At 64.0% G+C, this 17,721-nt stretch carries 15 protein-coding genes; 8 read left to right on the top strand and 7 right to left on the bottom strand.

Annotated elements, in window-relative coordinates; translation table 11 throughout:
- The first annotated feature begins 8 nt into the window (after positions 1-8).
- The 3 genes from AC4FWB_RS20365 to AC4FWB_RS20355 all read left to right on the top strand — a co-directional run bounded on the left by AC4FWB_RS20365 (position 9) and on the right by AC4FWB_RS20355 (position 2,715).
- Positions 9-725, top strand: a complete 717-nt coding sequence (locus AC4FWB_RS20365; protein ID WP_491028058.1) for a response regulator — start codon at positions 9-11, stop codon at positions 723-725.
- Positions 722-2,131, top strand: a complete 1,410-nt coding sequence (locus tag AC4FWB_RS20360; protein WP_491028057.1) for an ATP-binding protein — start codon at positions 722-724, stop codon at positions 2,129-2,131. The genes AC4FWB_RS20365 and AC4FWB_RS20360 overlap by 4 nt, the downstream gene beginning before the upstream one ends.
- A gap of 209 nt (positions 2,132-2,340) precedes the next feature.
- On the top strand, positions 2,341-2,715 hold the full coding sequence (locus AC4FWB_RS20355; protein WP_491028056.1) for a YciI family protein: 375 nt from the start codon (positions 2,341-2,343) through the stop codon (positions 2,713-2,715).
- A gap of 25 nt (positions 2,716-2,740) precedes the next feature.
- Here AC4FWB_RS20355 and AC4FWB_RS20350 read toward each other — a convergent pair whose 3' ends face one another.
- Positions 2,741-4,234, bottom strand: a complete 1,494-nt coding sequence (locus tag AC4FWB_RS20350; protein WP_491028183.1) for a pyridoxal phosphate-dependent decarboxylase family protein — start codon at positions 4,232-4,234, stop codon at positions 2,741-2,743.
- 81 nt (positions 4,235-4,315) lie between these two features.
- Positions 4,316-5,401, bottom strand: a complete 1,086-nt coding sequence (locus AC4FWB_RS20345) for a PLP-dependent cysteine synthase family protein (protein WP_491028055.1) — start codon at positions 5,399-5,401, stop codon at positions 4,316-4,318.
- Between the two features lie 170 nt (positions 5,402-5,571).
- Here AC4FWB_RS20345 and AC4FWB_RS20340 point away from each other — a divergent pair, with 170 nt between their 5' ends.
- Positions 5,572-7,638 carry a transcriptional regulator gene (locus tag AC4FWB_RS20340; RefSeq protein WP_491028054.1) on the top strand — a complete coding sequence of 689 codons (2,067 nt, stop codon included), beginning with the start codon at positions 5,572-5,574 and terminating at the stop codon, positions 7,636-7,638.
- Positions 7,639-7,684: 46 nt separating this feature from the next.
- On the opposite strand, the gene AC4FWB_RS20335 is transcribed toward AC4FWB_RS20340, so the two are convergent.
- The 5 genes from AC4FWB_RS20335 to AC4FWB_RS20315 form a co-directional block, all read right to left on the bottom strand.
- Positions 7,685-8,722, bottom strand: a complete 1,038-nt coding sequence (locus tag AC4FWB_RS20335; RefSeq protein ID WP_491028053.1) for an MBL fold metallo-hydrolase — start codon at positions 8,720-8,722, stop codon at positions 7,685-7,687.
- A gap of 96 nt (positions 8,723-8,818) precedes the next feature.
- Positions 8,819-9,091 (bottom strand): hypothetical protein, encoded by a 273-nt coding sequence (locus AC4FWB_RS20330; RefSeq protein WP_491028052.1) that lies wholly within the window; start codon positions 9,089-9,091, stop codon positions 8,819-8,821.
- A gap of 49 nt (positions 9,092-9,140) precedes the next feature.
- Positions 9,141-10,322 carry a choline ABC transporter ATP-binding protein gene (choV, locus tag AC4FWB_RS20325; RefSeq protein ID WP_491028051.1) on the bottom strand — a complete coding sequence of 394 codons (1,182 nt, stop codon included), beginning with the start codon at positions 10,320-10,322 and terminating at the stop codon, positions 9,141-9,143.
- Positions 10,319-11,173, bottom strand: a complete 855-nt coding sequence (choW, locus tag AC4FWB_RS20320; protein ID WP_491028050.1) for a choline ABC transporter permease subunit — start codon at positions 11,171-11,173, stop codon at positions 10,319-10,321. The genes choV and choW overlap by 4 nt, the downstream gene beginning before the upstream one ends.
- Before the next feature lie 119 nt (positions 11,174-11,292).
- Entirely contained in the window at positions 11,293-12,228 is a 936-nt protein-coding gene (locus AC4FWB_RS20315; RefSeq protein WP_491028049.1) for a choline ABC transporter substrate-binding protein, read from the bottom strand.
- Between the two features lie 233 nt (positions 12,229-12,461).
- Between AC4FWB_RS20315 and AC4FWB_RS20310 the strand changes: the two genes are divergently transcribed.
- From AC4FWB_RS20310 to AC4FWB_RS20295, 4 genes are all read left to right on the top strand, one after another.
- A complete protein-coding gene (locus tag AC4FWB_RS20310; protein WP_491028048.1) occupies positions 12,462-13,073 on the top strand; it encodes a thymidine kinase in 612 nt (203 codons plus the stop codon).
- Positions 13,074-13,314: 241 nt separating this feature from the next.
- The gene (locus tag AC4FWB_RS20305) at positions 13,315-14,403 is read left to right on the top strand and encodes a hypothetical protein (protein WP_491028047.1); all 1,089 of its coding nucleotides are present in this window, start codon (positions 13,315-13,317) and stop codon (positions 14,401-14,403) included.
- A gap of 34 nt (positions 14,404-14,437) precedes the next feature.
- On the top strand, positions 14,438-15,583 hold the full coding sequence (locus AC4FWB_RS20300; RefSeq protein WP_491028046.1) for a hypothetical protein: 1,146 nt from the start codon (positions 14,438-14,440) through the stop codon (positions 15,581-15,583).
- 23 nt (positions 15,584-15,606) lie between these two features.
- Entirely contained in the window at positions 15,607-17,517 is a 1,911-nt protein-coding gene (locus tag AC4FWB_RS20295; protein WP_491028045.1) for an AAA family ATPase, read from the top strand.
- Positions 17,518-17,721: the final 204 nt, after the last annotated feature.

Raw genomic sequence — 17,721 nt, 5'->3', positions numbered from 1 at the left:
GGGTTCTCGTGAAATCCGACGCGCACATACTGATCGTCGATGACGACAAGGGCATACGGGACCTGCTTCAGGAATTCTTCCAGAAGCGGGGCCTGCACACGACGGTGGCCGCCGACGGCACCGAGATGGAGGCGATCCTGCGCCGCGCGCAGGTCGACCTCATCGTCCTCGACGTGATGCTGCCCGGCAAGAGCGGACTGGAGCTTTGCCGCGAGCTCCGCGCCAACTACACCACACCGATCATCATGCTGACGGCGGTGACCGAGACGACGGATCGCGTCGTCGGCCTCGAAATGGGCGCGGACGACTATGTGCCGAAACCCTTCGATCCGCGCGAGCTGCTCGCCCGCATCCGCGCGGTTCTGAGGCGCAACGGCACGGCCGAGCCGCGCCGGCCCGCCGCCAAGCAGATCTACCGCTTTGCCGGCTGGACCATGGACTGCTCGCGCCGCCGACTGACGGCGCCAGACGACGTGCGGGTGGAGCTGACGATGGCGGAGTTCAACCTCTTGCAGACCTTCGTCAAGAGCGCGCAGCGCGTGCTCACCCGCGAGCAGCTCATCGAGCTTTCGGGCGGCGACACCGGCTACAGCTTCGATCGCAGCGTCGACATCCTGGTCAGCCGCCTGCGCCGCAAGATGGAGGACGATCCGAAGACGCCGAAGCTGATCCTCACCGTGCGCAGCGGCGGCTATCAGTTTCTGCCCGAAACGACTTTCGAATGAGACGCTTCCTGCCGCAAACCCTGCCCGTCTGGGTGTTGCTCATCGTCATTGCCGGCCTGATGATCAGCCAGGTGGCGACGCTCTACATCGTGGCGCGCGACCGCGCCGCCGCCAACGACGTCGTCGATCTCTACCGGCTGAACGACCGCGCCTATTCGCTGGTGCAGCTGATGCATGACGCCACGCCTGAAGAACGCAAGGCGACCGCGTCCGGCCTGTTCAATGCCACCTATGCGCTGACCGTTTCGGACACACCCGCCGTCACCTCCTCGATCGCCGGCGATGACCAGCTTGCCGAGCTGGAGGACATCCTGGTCGGCCGCCTTTCCAAGTTCGGCATCACCGACGCGCGTGTGCGGCGCGACCCGGCGACGCAGGAAGCAGACGCCCCGGACGGCCAGGTGATGAACAAGGACGTCGGCCAGGTCGAGCGCGATCTTCTGGTGCTGGCCGCGGATTTTGCCCAGAGCGACAAGCTGACGGCGTCGCTGCGCTTTTCCGACGGCCAGTGGCTGAACTTCACCGAGCCGATCACGCCGGCGGGACCGATCCTGAGCTGGGACAGCCTGCCGCTCTATTCGCTGATAGCGGGACTGATCGTGGTGATGTCGATCTGGTCGCTGCGCCGGCTGACGGCGCCCTACCGCATGATGGAGACCGCGGTGAACCGCATCGGCAACGACCTGAAAAGCCCGCCGATCGCCGAAAGCGGCAGCCGCGAGATCCGCGCCGCGGCAAAGGCGGTCAACGCCATGCAGATGCGCCTGCGCGACTATGTCGAAGACCGCGAGCACCTGGCGGCCGCACTTGCCCATGACCTGCGCACGCCGCTGACCAGGATGCGGCTGCGTCTCGAGCTGCTGCGCAAATCAGCCGCTCGCGAAGCCCTTGCGCATGACCTTGCCGACATCGAAAGCATCGCGAGCTCGGTGATCGACTTCGCCAAATTCGAGGTCACGGAGGAGAAGGCCGAGCGGATCGACTTCTGGTCGCTGGTGGAATCGGTCGCCGACATGTTCGAGGATGCTTCATTCGACGAGGACGCCACGCCCACGCGCGGCCTGGTTTGCATCGCGCGGCCGGTGGCGCTGCGCCGCTGCATCACCAACCTCGTCCAGAACGCGGTCACCTACGGCAAGAAGGCGCATATCGGCGTGCGGCGCTCGGGCGACACGATCACGCTCACCATCCGCGACGAGGGCCCGGGCATTCCGCAGGCGAAGCTGGATCAGGTGTTCGGCTCCTTCGTGCGCCTCGAACAGTCGCGCAACCGCGAGACCGGCGGCCTGGGCCTCGGCCTCACCATCGCCCGCAACATCGCCCGCGGCGCCGGCGGCGAGATCAGCCTGTCCAACCATCCCGGCGGCGGGTTGCTGACGGAGCTGCGTTTGCCGCTGGCAGCTTGAGTCAGCAGGCGCTTTCTCGACGGCTGCCGGGACTGGATTAGCAACTTCATCCTTGTGATAGTGCGGCCCGCTCTACAGCGCTGCGCGTCCTCTTGAACGCGCAAAGGACGCTGTAGCACTTCAATTTGGTGCATGATCCTTTCCGAACCGAAGGTCAGCGAAGCAAAAATCGCTTCCGATTTTCGGGGTCATACACGAGGAACCGAACAATGTTCTATGCAATCCTCGCCTATCACGTCGAAGAGACCGTCCAGTCCTGGACATCCGAGGAGGATGCCACGCTGATGAAAGACCTGCTCGAGATCAACGACAGGCTGACCCGCGCCGGCAAACTGGGGCCGGCGGCAAGGCTGGGCGAGACCGCCGGCGCCGTCACGCTGCGCGGCCCCGGCGACGGCATGGTCATCGACGGTCCCTTCGCCGAGACCAAGGAGCAGTTGTTGGGTCTCTATGTCCTCGATTGCGCGAGCCAGGACGAGGCGGTTGCGGTGGCGCGCGACTTGAAGCGGGTCAATCCCACCGCTGTCTACGAGATAAGGCCGATTGCGCTTTATCTTCCGGGCGCACCGCTGGCCGTCAGCTGAGATACCATTTTCGGTCTGCTTCGCTTCAGACCGGTGGACTCCCAGCCGCGATTTCCTTTCCAATGCGCAGCGTCTCGCGCACCAGGACATCGAGATCGTCGCGCCGCGTGCGGTGGTTGGTGATCGCGACCCTTAGGCAGTGCCGGCCGCGCACGGTAGTATCGGACAAGGCGGCGATGCCTTCCTCCTGCAGCCGCAGCATGATCTCGGTGTTGAATGCCTTGAGCCGTTCCTCGGATGCCCCCTCGGATGCCCCATCCAGGCGGTGGCGGAAGCAGACGATGTTGATGGTGGTCGGCGCCGTCAGCTCGAGCGCCGGCTCCACCTCGATCAGGCTGGTGAGATGACGCGCCTGCGCGATGTTCTGGTCGATCAGGCGGCCGAACTTCTCGACGCCATGCTCCTTCAGCGCCATCCACACCTTAAGCGCGCGAAATCCGCGTGAGGTCTGCAGGCCGTAGTCGTGCAGCCATTGTCCGGAGGCGAGGCCGCGCGGCGTCGATTCCAGGTATTCCGGGGTGACGGCAAAAGTGTTGCGGTGGGCAGAAGCATCGCGAACCAGCGCGCAGCCTGCCTCGAACGGCGCGTGCAGCCATTTGTGCGGGTCGAGCGCGATGGAATGTGCTTGTTCGATGCCGGCGACGAGCGATCTGTTTTCAGGCGCGATCGCTATCAGCGCACCTATGCAGCCGTCGACATGGAACCAGAGGTCTTCTTCGGCCGCCACTACTGCCAACGCTCGCAGGTCGTCGATGGCGCCGGTGTTGACGGTGCCGGCGGTGCCGATCACGCAGGCCGGCTTGAAACCCGCCGCACGATCCTCAGCGATCGCCGTCTTGAGCGCATCGATATCGATGCGCAAATCGGCGTCGGTCGAGATGCGCCGCAGCGCCCGGTTACCGAGTCCGAGCGCCTCCATCGCCTTGCGATGGCAGGAATGGACCTGGTCCGAGGCGTAGAAGCGTAGGGGCCTCGGGATGGCGCCGACGCCCCTTTCGCGAACATCGACGCCCGCCTTTGCATTGCGCGCCACGGTCAGCCCGATGATGTTGGCCATCGAACCGCCACTGACCAGCGTGCCGCCGGCCGAGGCCGGGAAGCCCACCATCTCCTTGCACCAATTGACCACCTGGCTGTCCATCAGCCCGGCGGCGTGGTTACCGCCGCCGAGGTTCGAGCCCTGGATCGCCGCCAGGAAATCGCCGAGCGCGCCGGTGAAATTGCTTGAGCCCATATACCATGACCAGAAGCGCGGATGGATGTTGCCCATCGGGTAGGCCATCACGTTGCGCGCGACATCGTCATACACGTCGGCAATCGACGCCGGCTCATGCGGCAACGGCGCCGAAAAGAATGCGCGGACCTCGGCCGGCATCTCGCGCCACACCGGACGGTCCCGGACGTTCTTGAGATAGGCGACAGCGTCGTCGACGATCCTGTGCGACAGAGCCTGCACATCGCTCCAGTCCGGCGGATCGAGCGTTTCGTCCGCGACCACGGCTTCCTGCAGCGTGTCCATCATTGCTCCCTCGAGGCACCCACATGCGAAATCGGCCGCGGCACCGCCGACCCGATGGGACGGCAGTGCCGCGCGTTGTCTTCAGGCGTCGAACTGGCAGCTTGGCGTCGAGCGCGACAGCGCCATCTCCTCGGCATCCATCTCCGCCTCGATGCCGTCGAAGAGCGGCGTCGACATGTAGCGCTCGCCGGTATCGGGCAGCATGCACAGAATCACCGAGCCGGCCGGGGCCGTGCCCGCGATCTGGCGTGCCACGGCGAAAGTGGCGCCGCCCGAGATGCCGGTGAAGATGCCTTCCTGCTGCGCCAGCGCCTTTGCCCATTTGATGCCTTCCGGACCGGGGATCGGCACGACTTCGTCGTAGTAGTGCTGATCGATCGCCTCTTGCAGGACGTTGGGGATGAAATCGGGTGTCCAGCCCTGGATAGGATGCGGCTCGAAGGCCGGATGGCTGGCGGCCGGCGCACCGCCGGCGCCGCGCTCCTGCCCTTTGCCGCTACCGATAAGCTGTGCGTTCGCAGGCTCCGCAAGGACGATGCGGACATCAGGCCGCTCGCGGCGCAGCACCCGGCCGACGCCCGCGACCGTGCCGCCGGTGCCATAGCCGGTGACCAGCACGTCGAGCCTGGAACCCGCGAAATCGTTGACGATCTCGCGCGCCGTCGTCGCCTCGTGGATCGCGGCATTGGCTTCCGTCTCGAACTGGCGGGCCAGGAACCAGCCATTGGCCTCGGCGAGCTCCACCGCCTTCTTGTACATCCCGAAACCCTTCTGGGCGCGCGGCGTCAGCACCACCTTGGCGCCCAGCATGCGCATCAGCTTGCGGCGCTCGATGGAGAAGCTGTCGGCCATCGTCACCACCAGCGGATAGCCTTTCTGCGCGCAGACCATGGCTAAGCCGATGCCGGTGTTGCCGCTGGTCGCCTCGACGACGGTCTGGCCCGGCTTCAGCTTGCCGCTGCGCTCGCCTTCCTCGATGATGTTGAGCGCCAGCCGGTCCTTGACCGAGGCCGCCGGATTGAAGAACTCCGCCTTCACATAGATCGTCGCATGCGCCGGGCCGAGATTGTTGATACGGATGACCGGCGTGTCGCCGACCGTATCCAGAATGCTGTCGAACAGCCGGCCACGGCCGGCTGTGGTCCTGATTTTCAACTGCTGCAACATCGGCTTTCTCCTCGGTATCTCACGCGCCGGTTACAGACCGGCGACTTGGGCGGCGCGGTTTCGACACGTTGCCGCGTTAGCTTGCTTGACCAGCCGCGAATGCGGCAGCGGCGGCATTCCAGCATGGAACAGGGCTGCCGGATGCTTCCTGTCGTCTTTGGTGATAGAACATGGACCAGCTGGTCAGCGTTGGAGAGAGCGTGGAAACACACGTGGAATCCACCCGATCGAGCCTGAACGAAACCGCCGTCGGCTTGTCTGTGCGACTGCTTGGGCAACTGGCGATTGCCCGTGACGGCGAGCCGGTTAAGCTGCCCTCTTCGCGCAAGCTGCGCGCGCTGCTGGCCTATCTGGCGCTCGCGCCGCATCCCGTCAGCCGCAGCCGGCTCTGCGAGCTGCTGTGGGACGTGCCCAATGACCCACGCGGCGAACTTCGCTGGTGCCTGAGCAAGCTTCGCGGCGCGCTCGATGAACCGGGGCTCCACAGGATCGAGACCGAAGGCGACACCGTGGCGCTCCGCCTTGCCGACACGAGCGTCGATGCCGTGGAAGCCGCGGCCGCAGCGGCGGAAGGCATCGATACGCTCGGCCTCGAACGTCTGCGGACGCTGGCGCAGCTTTTCGCCGGCGATTTCCTTGACGGGCTGGAGCTTGATCGCAGCCCGCATTTCACCAGCTGGCTCACCGCGCAACGCCGCCGTTTCAGCTCATGCCATGTCGCCGTTCTGGAGCACATCATCGGCCTTCTCCCGCAGGGAGCCGATGAAGCCGGCGCCTATCTGGATAAATGGCTGGAGCTGGCGCCGTTCGACGGGCGCGCGCATGTCGCGCTGCTGGAAAACCTCGCGCGGCGCGGCCAGATCGGTGCCGGCGAAGAGCATCTGGCCACCGCGGCGGAGCTGTTTCGCTCCGAGGAGCTGGATGTCGCTCCCTTGCGGGAAGCATGGCAGGAGATAAAAGCCCGCCACTCCACGCCGACGCCATGCGCTCGGTCCGGGCCAGCTGTTCCGGCCCCGCAACCGCCGATCGTTGCCGTCGAATCCGAACCCGCCGCGTCGCGCCGCGCCTCGCTGGCGGTGATGCCGTTTGCGGAAAGCGCGGTCAATTTCCGCGGCGGGCTGGCCGATGGCCTGACCCACGACATCATCACGCGCCTCGCCAAGCTCCGCGATTTCTTCGTCATTGCCCGCGGCTCGGTATTCGCTCTGGCGGAGAAGGACATCGCGCCGGAGGATGCCGGGCGCCGGTTGAATGTCGACTATGTGGCGACAGGTTCGGTCCGCAGCCTTTCGGGCAGGGTCATCGTCTCGGTCGAGCTCGTCGAGGTCCGCACAGCCAGGATCGTCTGGGCCGAAACCTTTGAGCACAAGCCCGACGAAATCTTCGTAGTCCTTGACGACATCGGCAACAGCATCGTCTCCTCGATCGCGGCCGAGATCGCGATCGTCGAACGAAACCGGGCAATGCTGAAGGCGCCGAACTCGCTCAATGCCTGGGAGGCCTATCATCGCGGCCTCTGGCACATGTACCGCTTCACCCGCCAGGAGAACGACCTGGCGCAGCAGTTCTTCAACGACGCCCTGGAGCTCGACCCGACCTTCGCCCGCGCCTATGCCGGACTTTCCTTCACCCATTGGCAGAAAGCCTTCCAGCGTTGGGGCGATCGCGACCACGAGACGGCGCTGGCTTTCGAAACCGCCGGTCGCAGCCTTCTGGTCGACGACCGCAATCCGGCCGCACACTGGGCGATGGGACGCGCCTTGTGGCTGCGCGGCGATCAGGACGGCTCGCTCCTCGAACTGGCGAAGGCCGTCGACCTCAGCCCGAACTTCGCGCTCGGCCACTATGCGCTGTCCTTTGTCCATTCGCAGTCGGGTGATCCGCAATCGGCGATCGGCTCGTCCGATCACTCGCGTCATCTCAGCCCCTTCGATCCGCTGCTGTTCGGCATGATGGGCGCGCGCGCCATGGCGCACGCCCGGCTGGGGGAATACAACGAGGCTGCGGAATGGGCGCTGAAAGCAGCGGCCAGGCCCAACGCCCATGTCATCATCCTGGCGATCGCCGCACATTGCCTGGCGCTGGCCGGCCGGCAGGACGAGGCGCGGAATTTTGCTGCCGCGATCCGCACCACGCTGCCGGATTACCGCGCCGACGACTTCATCGCCACCTTCCGCTTCGACCGCGACGCAGAAGCCCTGTTCCGGAACGGCGCCAGGCTTATCGGATTGAATTGAGCCGCCGGCCGTTTGCAGGCCGGCATCACCTGAATACCAGCACGCCTTAGTGGACGAGCGGACCGCTGGCCTTCCGCCACGCATCGACGCCGCCCTGTATGTGGCGGGCGCTGGCGATCCCGACGTCCCGCGCCGCCTGCACGGCCATCGCCGAGCGCTCGCCGAAGGCGCAGTAGAACAGGATCTGCTTGGCTGTCGATTTCGCCAGTTCATGCAGCATGCCGCCGGCGGCGATATTTTCCTGCAGCCGCGTGTAAGGCAGGTGGATCGCGCCGGGGATGACGCCGTGGCGTTCCCGCTCCGACTGCTCGCGCAGGTCGATCAGCGCCACATCGGATCGGCCGACGAGTGCCAGCGCCTGCTCGGCGGTCACCGACCAGCCGCGGCTGGCGATATCGTCCTGGTGCAGCCCGACCCTCATATTGGCCGGCACGGCTACGTCCATCATCTTCGGATTGGACAGCTTCAGATTGTTCATGATCTCGACATACTCGTCGACCGACTTCACCTGCAGGCGCGGGTTGAAGGCCTTTTCCTCGCCGATCGTCGACACGGTCTCGCCCTTGTAGTCGTGCGCCGGGAAGATCATCGTCTCGTCGGGGAGCTTGAGCAGACGGCCGAAGATCGATTCATATTGCTGGCGCGGATCGCCGTTCTGGAAATCGGTGCGGCCGGTGCCGCGAATGAGCAGCGTATCGCCGGTAAAAACCCGGTCCGGCAGGATAAAGCTGTAGGAATCGTCGGTGTGGCCGGGCGTGTAGATGACGTCCAACGCCAGCCCCTCGATCGCGAGCTTGTCGCCGTCGGCAAGGCGCATCGACACGACGTCGGCCTTGGTCTGCTCGCCCATCACGGTCACGCAATGCGTCCTGTCGCGCAGCGCGCCGAGGCCGGTGATGTGATCGGCATGGAGATGGGTGTCGACCGCCTTGACCAGCCTGAGGTCGAGCTCGTTGACGAGCTGGAGATAGCGCTCGACCTTCTCCAGCACCGGATCGATGATCAGGGCCTCGCCGCCCCTGCGACTGGCGAGCAGATAGGAATAGGTGCCCGAAACGGAATCGAAGAGCTGACGGAAGATCATTTCTTGCCAATCTCCGCTGCGCCGCCGGCCTTCGCGAATGCGCGGCTGCGATAGAACTTCAGTATAGGATTCTAGTGCCTTTCGACCAAGCACCTATCATCCGCTGATGACAGCGATTTTCCACGCCAGCAGGGCAAGGATCGCGGCTGCGGCGAAGAGGCTCGCCCAACCGTGCCGGCCGAAGGCATGCAGGATAAGGACTGCCAGCCCGGCACAGACAGCGGCAAGCGCCCCTTCGATATAGAAGATTTCGGCGCCGGTCAGTTGGGCGCCTACCGCTCCGCCGATCCTGAAGAATTCCAGGATCGACCGCACCGCGATCACGAGCAGCAAGCCGAGCGCTATTTGCGCGGCTCGCGGCTTAGACACCCAATCCCAGAGCCGTTTCAAAGCCCTCTAACCGCCTTCGCACGGTTATCTATCGCCTGAGCACCGCGCTCAGCACGTCGCGGATGCCGATCGCGCCGACGAAGCGCGAGCCTTCGTCGAACAGCGCCACAGGCGCCGTCTGCGAACGGTGCATGGCGAGCATCACCGTCTTCAGCGGCGTGCCCGGATTGGCCCAGAACACCTGGGCCCCCTCCTCCGGCTGGCGCTCGACATCGGCGCAGGACACCCACACCGCGGGCTTGCCGTGGCGTTCGGCCGCCGTCACCAGGCCATGCTCGTCGATCTTGAAGCGCGTCGTCTTGCGCCGGTCGAGCCACACCCAGCCATTCTCGCCCTGTTCAAGATCGCGACGATCGCGCATCACGTTCCACGCCGTCAGCACCGACAGCGGATTCACATTGGCGATGAAATCGCGGACATAGTCGTTGGCGGGCCTGAGCACGATGTCTTCCGGCGCGCCGGTCTGGACGATGTGCCCGCCCTCCATGATCGTGATGCGGCTGCCGATCTTCAGCGCCTCCTCGAGGTCGTGGCTGACGAAGATGATGGTCTTCTTCAGCTCCGCCTGGAGCTGCAGGAGTTCGTCCTGCAGCTTGGTGCGGATCAGCGGATCGAGCGCCGAGAACGGCTCGTCCATCAACAGGATCGGCGCCTCGGTGGCGAAGGCGCGCGCCAAGCCGACGCGCTGCTGCATGCCGCCCGAAAGCTCATGCGCATATTTCTTCGACCATTGGTCGAGATGGACCAGTTGCAGCTGCTTCTGCACCCGCGCCTTGCGCTCGGCTTCCGGCACGCCGGCAAGCTCGAGGCCGAAACCGACATTCTCCTCGACCGTGCGCCAGGGCAGCAGGCCGAACTGCTGGAACACCATCGCCACCTGCTTTTGCCTGAGCCGCCGCAAGGTCGCTTCGTCGCAGGTGACGACATCGACCGTGCGGTTGCCATCCTTGACCAGCACCTGGCCGCGCGACACGACATTGAGCCGGTTGACGGCTCTGAGCAACGTCGACTTGCCGGAGCCCGACAAGCCCATCAGCACCGAGATCTCACCCTCATGCACGGTGAGGTTGGCGCCGGCGCAACCCAGCACATTGCCAGTCTTTTCGAGGATCTCAGCACGGGTTGCACCCTGGTCGATCATCGCCAGCGATCCGGCTTGGTCGGCGCCGAAGACGATATCGACATTCTTGAAATCGACGGCGACGGTCATTTATTGCCTCCAACGCCGATACGCGTCATCCGGTCGAGCACGATGGCCAGCACGACGATGCCAAGGCCAGCCTCGAGCCCGAGGTCGATCCGGCGCGAGCCGAGCGCGCGGTTGATTTCAGTGCCGAGGCCGCCGGCGCCGATCAGCGCCGCGAACACCACCATCGACAGTGACAGCATGATCGACTGCGTCAGGCCCGCCATGATGGTGGGCAAGGCTGAAGGTAGCTCGACCTTCCAGAGAAGTTGTCTTTTGGTGGCGCCGAACGCCTCACCTGCCTCGACGATCGACTTCGGCACTGAAGTGACGCCGAGATGCGTGAGACGGACCGGGGTCGGAATGACGAAGATGATGGTGACGATGAGGCCGGGAGCGTTGCCAAGCCCGAACAGTGTCAGCACCGGGATCAGGTAGACGAAGGTCGGCAGCGTCTGCATCAGGTCCAGCACCGGCAACATGAAGCGGTAGACCTTCGGCTTGTGCGCGGCCCAGATGCCGAGCGGAACGCCGATAGCCATCGAGGCGGCGGCGGCAGCAACCACCAGCACCAGCGTCTCCACGGTCTGCTTCCACAGGTTCTGGTTGATGATGAAGACGAGGCCGATGAAGACGCCGATGGCGAGCGGCCGCGAACGCTGCAGGAACCAGGCGATGGCGGCGACCACCAGCGCCAGCAGCACCGGCGGGACTATGAGCAGGAGGTCCACCGCGCCGTCGAGGATGAAGTTCAGGCCGTTCGAGAAGGCTCTGAAAACAGTGTCGAAATTGTCGGTGAGGAAACCGAAGAAGGCTTTGCCCCACGGTCCGATGGGTATCTTGTAGGCGACCAGGAATTTCGAGATCGGATCCATCTTTCCCCTCTTTGACCCGCCGCACTTGCCGTACGGTCATCCTCTCACAGCATATGAAAAAGGGCAGCCTTATCCAGATGGCTGCCCTTTTCCGGAGATCATACCGGGCTCAAGCCGGCTCAGCTCCCGAGCGCGGTCTTGATCGCCGCCGCCGCGTCGCCGCCGTCCAAGGTGGTCACGCCGGCGATCCAGGGCGCGATCGCATCCGGATGCTTCTTCAGCCAGTCGGTCGCTACCGTCTGAGCATCGCCGCCCTTGAGGATCGCGTCCATCATCTCGCCTTCCATGTCGAGATTGAACTTCAGGTTGGAGATGAACTTGCCGGCGTTCGGGCACTCGGTGGTGTAGCCCTTGCGCACGTTGGTGTAGACGGTGGCGGCGCCGAAGCCGCTGTCGCCCATGCCTTCGAGATAGGTGATCTTCATGGCACCCATCACCGGATGCGGCGTCCAGCCGAGGAAGGCGATCCACTCATTGTTCTTCATCGACTGCTCGGCCTGCGTCAGCATGCCGGCTTCCGACGACTCGACCAGCTCGAAGCCGGCGAGGTTGTCGGCCGGGTTCTTGATCATGTCGAGGATGATGCGGTTACCGTCATTGCCGGCTTCGATGCCGTAGATCTTGCCGTTGAACTTGTCCTTGAACTTGCCGAGATCGGTCAGCGTCTTGACGCCGGCATCCGCGACATAGGTCGGCACGACGATGCCGTAGCCCGCGCCGGTGAGGTTGGTGCTTATCGTCTCGACCGAGCCGTCGGCTTTATAGTCCTTGATGTCGTTGGTCATCGACGGCATCCAGTTGCCAAGGAAGACGTCGAGGTCTTTGTTCTTCAGCGAGGCATAGGTCACCGGCACCGAAAGCTGGATCACTTGCGGCTCGTAGCCGAGCGCAGTGAGCAGCACCGAGGCCAGGCCCGTGGTTGCCTGGATGTCCGTCCAGCCGACGTCGGACAGGCGCACGGCCTTGCAGCTCGCCGGATCGCCGGCATAGGCGGCGGTCGTGGACAGAAGCGCCGCCAGGCCGAGGCCGGCGACGAAGGATTTCATATGCGACATGTACTTTTCTCCCATTGCAATTCGAGGCGACGCAAAGTCACGGTTCTTATGCCCGCCTTGTTTCGTCAGCCAAACACCATTTTGATGTGGTTTCAAGCTGCGCCACATCACGATGAACGGCGCGCGCTGGCCATTCAGCGACATCGAGTGTCTTTCCGAAGGACCCCGCTTTTTTGGTGGACGGAGCCAGTGCCCCCTCCCCGCGTGGTGACATGTCGGCTTAAAAGGGCGCCATGGCCAAGCTCTATTTCAACTACGCGACGATGAACGCCGGCAAGACGACGATGCTCTTGCAGGCATCCTACAACTACCGCGAACGCGGCATGACGACGATGCTGTTCGTCGCCGGCCATTATCGCAAGGGCGACACCGGGTTGATCTCGTCGCGCATCGGCCTTGAGGCCGAGGCCGAGATGTTCCGCGACGGTGACGATCTCTACGCCCGCGTCGCCGAGCATCACGAGCACACCACGGTGCATTGCATCTTCGTCGACGAGGCGCAGTTCCTGGAGGAGGAGCAGGTCTGGCAGCTTGCCCGCATCGCCGACCGGCTGAACATCCCGGTCATGTGCTACGGCCTGCGCACCGACTTCCAGGGCAAGCTGTTTTCCGGCTCGCGCGCGCTGCTCGCGATCGCCAATGACCTGCGCGAGGTGCGCACCATCTGCCGCTGCGGCCGCAAGGCGACAATGGTCGTGCGCCTCGGCCCCGACGGCAAGGCGGCCAAGCAGGGCGAGCAGGTGGCGATCGGCAAGGACGTCTATGTCTCACTCTGCCGCCAGCACTGGGAAGAGGAAATGGGCAGGGCCGCGCCCGATGACTTCATCGGTTTCGCCCGCAGTTGAAGCGGAGACCTGCCGACAGCCTTGCTTCGCAAAAACAACAGCTTAAGCATATCAGTTCAAGCTGCTTGAACACGATACGCATTACTCACGCCTTGAGCATGCTTGCCTTGTCTTTCAAGGGCCTAGCCAATTCTTTTGTTTTGGCGCTTCTCCTTGTCTTCCGTCTTTCAATCCCTTGAGGCCCCACATATATTTGCCGCCACGTGCGACACGAAACCGGATGCCGAAGCGGGAGGCCCCTATGGCGACATTGCAGAATTTCGATGCCGAAATTGCCAAGACCAAGCAGGTCGTTGAGGACATGCGCACCAAGATCGAGCAGTCCGGCACAGTGCTCGACACGCTCGCCCAGGCCGACAAGAAGATCGGCGACGCCAATTTCGACATCGAGAACGCCCGCATCGAGGACGTGCTCAAGCAGCAGAAAGTGATGGAAGGCAATATCGCCGACCTGATCATCGGGCTGGAAGACGCCACCAACGTCTTCGGCGCCGAGTTCGAGAGCATGAAGAATTACACTGGCTGGGAGAACTTCGTCGGTGTCTTCTCGGCGCAGCGCAAGCAGCGCATGCGCACCGACCGCGTGCGCAACATGTCGCTCGCCGGCAACCTGCAGGAGCTGCTCGCCAAATCCGACACCATCGTCGGCATCCTCAAAGCCCAGAAGCAGATCCTCGACCAGCGCTACAAGACCTCGGAGACCAGTCTGTCGCAGGTGATCGAGCGCCGCAAGACGACCATGGCCAATCTCGAGGCGGTGCAGAAGCGCATCGAGGAGCTCAACCCGATGCTGCTCGACATCGAGAACAAGATCGCCGCTTCGACCAGCCAGAAGGAGCGCACGCAGCTCGAGGGCGAGCGTTCGAAGATGGCGACCGAATACAACGAGAAGCAGGCCAAGGAGCAGGAACTGCTCGCCGAAAGCCAGACGCTGGAGCGCTACACCTCGATGTTCCAAACCTTCGTCGATTCGCTCAACAACCAGATCGCCGCGCAATCGACGCTGATCAACAAGCTGACCATCGACACCGAGCAGCGCATCGTGTTGTACAAGGCGCTGGAAGACTCACTGAAGACGGCAGCCCAGCAGGACGTCGCCCACAAGATCAACACGCTTGGCAGCCAGGTCGACAACACCGCCGAGGAAACCATGGCCGGCATCGGCGCCGCCTCGCAGAAGCACATCGGCGATCTGCTCGAAATGCACGAGAAGAACATGGTGGCGAGCGCCGATATCCAGCGCCGCAAGAAGCTCGCCGACGATGCCTTCGCCCGCCGCTTCGACGAGGTGATGAAGAAGCACAATTCCGCCAACTACGTGCAGCAGTAGGCGGCGTGCCGGCATTCTTTTCCAGGGCAGTGCCATGACCCCCGAAAACGAAGCGGCGGCCCGCTATTTTTCCGCCATCACGGCGGCGCTGAGCGGGCTGGAAATATTCATGCGCGACGACCGTTCGCCGCTCTACCGGCACGGTATCGTCGCCAAGATCGTCGCCGAATACATCGCCCGGCTGGACAAGTCCTTTTCCTGCTGGCGCAACCGGCTCGGCTTCATGGACACCTTCCGTATCTCGCGCGCCGACAGCGGCTATCCTGTCTTCCAGAACCTGCTCGAGCTGGAGAATGACCGCCGCCAGGCCGACGCGCGGCTCGCCAACATTCCGCAGGCCGGCGAGCTGCGCGAGGAAATGGCCGACTTCATCCTGCGCCACAAGGAATTCCCGGAAGCGCTGCAGAAGTCGATGGCCGAGCGGCTTTATCTGGAGGACGTCAAGAGCGAGGCGACCTTCGGTCCCTTCACCCTGGCGCAGACGGCGGAGGTCTCGGTCAACCCCAAGACCATGCGGCCCTATTACCTCGTCCACTGGGCCTCGTTCGACGGCAGCGCCAACCTGCCGCTGGTCTATATGGTGACGGTGGAGGACTCTTCGGAGAGCATGGTGCGCCAGCTTGTCGACGAGAACGGCAAGCTCAACGAGCGGGTCGACATTCCGCTTCCCGTCGACGGCCTGCTCAACCCAGAGCTCGCGCACCGCTTCGACGATTTCACCGAGAAGAACTCGGCCTATACGCTGTCGCCGGCGACCATCGCGGTCAATCTCGACAAGGATTTCGAGCCGCTGCATCCGAAGCAGCTCAGGCGCGTCGTGCTCGGTCCCTTCTATTCCGCCGGCATCACCGAGAACAATTCGACCGTGACCGAGGTGCTGGCCAAGGTGCGCAAACCGGAAAATGCCTGGCTGCTCACCTGGACCATCCAGGAAGTCTTTTCCAAGGCCGAGAAGCCCGGTCGCAAGGGCCTGTTCTCAAGCGAGAAGACGACGCAGGAATTCTTCATCAACACCGACGACCTCGAGGCGGCGCGCCAGGGCGTGTCGAGCTACGAGAACCATGCGCTGATCCCGCACGAGGCCTATCAGGCGCTCTACGCCGCCGGCGAGGCGCAGAAGATCTTTTCCGGCTACAAGGTCCACATCCTGTCGAACGGGCAGGTTATCAGCGACGTCTGATTTCAAACCGCGGAGCATCCTCGATGGACACCGGGCTGACCACGATCTCGGAAGCGGCAATCGAAAAGCACCGCGCCACCGCGCAGAGCTTCATCACCCGCATCGTCGTGCTGGAGGATCCGTCGCGGGAATCCGGCACACCGCTTGCCGGCACCAATCGACGTTTCGTCTCGACCGTGTCGACCGGTTCGGTGCGCCGCACGCGCGAGGTCGAGCTGTCGAAGACGGTCGCCGCCGTCCACCCCGACGACCAGTTGATGACCATCGCGCAGCACATGCTCCTCTTCCGCGCCCGGCGCGGCCTGGCGATCGCGCTTGCCGTATCGGATGTCTTTGCCGAAGGCTCCGACCTCGAAAGCCTGCAGGCCAAGAACGCCCGCGCGCCGCTCGAAGGCGATGAGGCCGCGGCCTTCAAGAAGCTTTTGTCGGCCTCGGCTTACATTTCCGCCTTCAGCCTCGCCTCCTACCTCTTCCAGCTGATCGACAGCGATGGCGAGGCGCCGAACGACATCCCCGAGCCCGACTTCCTATTCGATACGCCGCAGGACGCGGTCAAGTCGATCGTGGCCGGGCTCGACAAGGCGATTGCCGGCTCGAAGGACGATGCCGACCTGACGACGCGGGCGCGCGCCTTCGCCCGCGTCGCCATCGACGGACTCCTGGCGCGCAAGGGCCGCTTCGACGGCATCGGCCCGTTCGAGAACGCGCATATCCGCATCGACGTCGACGACTTCACCCTCGACGGCTTCGACGTCGCGCCCGGCAAGCGCTCCAAGCCGCTGGTGATGACCTTCAAGAAGCCGAAAGAGGTCGTCGGTAATCACATCGCCAAATTCCAGTCGGTCAGGCTGGCCAAGATGCTGATGGCCTACGACTTCGAGCGCGAGCTGAACCCCTTCGTCGAGCTCGGCGGCTTCCTGTTCACCTTCATCGGCGACGGCGCGCCCGGCACCGGCAAGACGACGCTGATCCAGATGATTGCCGGCCTCGTCAACGGCTACTGCCAGGTTGCCGGCTATCCCTTCGCCTACGAGAATTTCGGCGTCGACCAGATCTCGTCCTACCAGGGCAAGTCCGGCCAGAATTGCCGCCAGTTCATCAAGAATGTGCTCAACCCGCGCGCCATCGGTTTCGGCACCATCGACGACATCGACCAGGTGGCGGCGCGCCGCTCCGACGACCGCGCGTCCGCCGGCCAGCAGGAGATCACCGGCGTTTTGATGGATGCCTTTGCAGGTGCGGCCACCGTGGTGCGCGGCAACTGCTCCTTCGGCATGTTTTCCAACTATCCGGAAAATGTCGACGATGCGCTGCGCCAGCGCGCCGGCGCCCGCTGGCTGGTCGACGGACCGCAGACCCGCGACGACTACATCGACATCTTCGTGCTGCTTGCCGGCAAGAACCACAAGATCCCGCTTGGCGACCACGAACTCTATGCAGCGCAGGAGATCCAGCGCGCCGTGGCCGAGGCCTATGAGGAGCACGAGAAGCCGCAGGAAGACGGGCTGATGAAGGTCTATGAGCGCTACATGAAGGAGAATGGCGCGCCGAAGACCATGGCCGACGTCGGCACCTATCTGCACATGATCAAGGACGCCGAGCCGCGCTTCACCGGCCGCGCCATCAAGAACGTCACCGACGCCATCAAGATGCGCGCCATGGACATCGAGCTGCCTGACGACTGGTTCGAGAAGCCGGAAGTCTTCATGCACAAGAGCTACGACGACAAGAAGGCGATGATCGAGGAGCTGCGCGGGCCGTTCTCGATGGACATGGTCATGCAGGAGATCAACCGCTACGCCGATTCCGAATTCCGCTATTCCGACAAGTCCGACGACGCCGCGGTGGAGAAGCTCCTGCGCGACACGCGCCTGCGCGAACGCGCCGCGCGCGAGATGGAGGAGCTGAAGAAGAAGGGTTTGTGGAATGCGTAATTTGCACCGACGCCCCCTTCTCCCCTTGTGGGAGAAGGTGTCGCCGAAGGCGACGGATGAGGGGTGTTCTAGCTTGGCGACGACGGCACTCCGGCCAACACCCCTCATCCGTCTCGGCGCTGCGCGCCGATCCACCTTCTCCCACAAGGGGAGAAGGGAGGTCCGCGCCCCGCCGCCCCCCGGGGGGGCCCGTCTCCCCCGGGA

The sequence above is a fragment of the Mesorhizobium sp. LEGMi-168a genome, from assembly GCF_058312955.1.
Note: the sequence above shows the minus strand (reverse complement) of the source record. Positions and strands in the feature narration are given on the sequence as shown.